Origin of the sequence: Komagataeibacter diospyri (assembly GCF_006538165.1) — a bacterium.
In the GTDB taxonomy this organism is placed as follows: Bacteria; Pseudomonadota; Alphaproteobacteria; order Acetobacterales; family Acetobacteraceae; genus Komagataeibacter; species Komagataeibacter diospyri.
Genome location: NZ_BDLU01000100.1, coordinates 1 through 1,773, shown reverse-complemented (window position 1 = coordinate 1,773; position 1,773 = coordinate 1). Strand labels below are relative to the sequence as shown.

Below are 1,773 nucleotides of genomic sequence, written 5' to 3'. Positions count from 1 at the left end.
TCGAAGCACGGCGTGCATCAGATGATGGTAGCACTTTGGAAGCGCCGGGCGATCGAGGGGATGGCGGCGACCTTCTCCGGGAAGGCGGTGTCTGATCCCCGGTCAGCGCTGCCACCGTGGAGAAACTGCACGCCAAGATTGGCGAACTTCTGGTGGAACAGAATTTTTACGGGCTGCCCCTTCCCGGTTGGGCGTGATCAGAGACGATAGATGATTGCCCTGAAACGGCCCCGGCTTTCGGTGATGCGGCAATGCACGCTGCTGCAGCTTAACCACTCAGGCGTCTACTATCGGCCTATGCCACAGGGCGAGGCCAATCTGGAGTTGATGCGCCTGATCGACGCATAGTTCCTGGAAACACCGTATTATGGCTCACGACAGATGAGATGGCATCTGGGCCGCAAACGGGTTCGTCGGCTCATGTTGATCATGGACCTGCGGGCGATCTACCAGAATCCGCGCACGACCGTGCCACATCCGGAGCATCGGAAATATCTGTATCTGCTGCGGAATCTGGTCATGGACCGATCCAGCCAGGTCTGGTGTTCCGATATCACCTATATCCCCATGAGGAGGGGCTTCCTCTACCTCGTGGCGATCATGGACCGGGCGACGCGCAGGGTTCTGGCCTGGCGCCTGTCGAACACGATGGACGTGGATGGAGTTTTGCATTGAGGCGCTCCAGGAAACACTGACACACTACGGTTCGCCGGAGATTTTCAATACCGATCAGGGTGCGCAGTTCACGACGCCACGCTTTACCGAGGTGCTGGAAGAACGCCAGATCTGCATCAGCAGGGATGGTCGCGGCCAGTGGCTGGACAACGTGTTCATCGAACGTCTGTGGCGGTCGCTGAAATACGAATGCGTCTACCTGCATGCTTTTGAGACCGGCTCAGATCTCTGTGCGGGTCTCGCGAACTGGATCAGCCATTATAACGGGCAGCGTCCGCATATGGCGCTGGGTGGACGTGCGCCTGATCAGGCGTATCATGACGTGCCGATGTCCTCTGGTCCGGGGGTGGCTCCGGACCAGAGGGCCGACAGCAACGCAGTCAGAATGGCGGCATGACATCAACCGGGTATAGCTTCTTCAACCCGCAAAACTGTCCGAACAAACGGGGCCGCCTCTGTCGCATTGTCTGATCGTATGGCTGCGTCCTTGTATATTACGGGAATTATAGCAGGTTGGATTTGCCATGCGCTGCTTAATGTCAATCGCCGGGACGGGATATATATGAATCGGTGTTTTCTGGCAGAGGGAGCGCAATGCCAGCATCAGGTATTCATATTAATATGGCAGTTCATTGGCGTCGCATTCAGGAAGGCAGGCGCACCGCCCGGTTGCCTGTTCATATGAGATGGGCCGCGGGTCTCTATGCGGATGAGGCTGTTTGAACCATGGTCAGGCCCTGCATCTTTGATGCAGGAGAAGCCCGTTCTCCTTTTTTCATATATTTTTCATTTTAGCGCATTTTTTTTTGGTGCGTTTAGTGAACGTTTTTGATGTTTATTGGCTGATTTCTGTGTGTTTCATGTGTTTTTGGTATGGCGTTGACAGGGGGGGCTAATATCCGTAAAAGCCCCTTCACCGGACGGCGATGCTGCTCCGGCGGGATCTTTGACAAGAGAATAGAGAGAGTATCTGGAAGGGATATGCTGGCGGCGCGGTTGTTGCTCTTTAGGGGGCGATGATTGGCGGTCTGGACTGGGTGAGACTGGTCTGGGTAGCTTTGCGTATCTTTTTAGGAATATGCGTTGAGTGTTTTGAAG

The 1,773-nt window shown here is 55.1% G+C and carries 1 pseudogene; it reads left to right on the top strand.

From position 1 onward, the window contains the following. Positions 1-1,072: pseudogene (locus MSKU9_RS17715) on the top strand (IS3 family transposase); the annotation flags it as partial. Positions 1,073-1,773 lie beyond the last annotated feature (701 nt).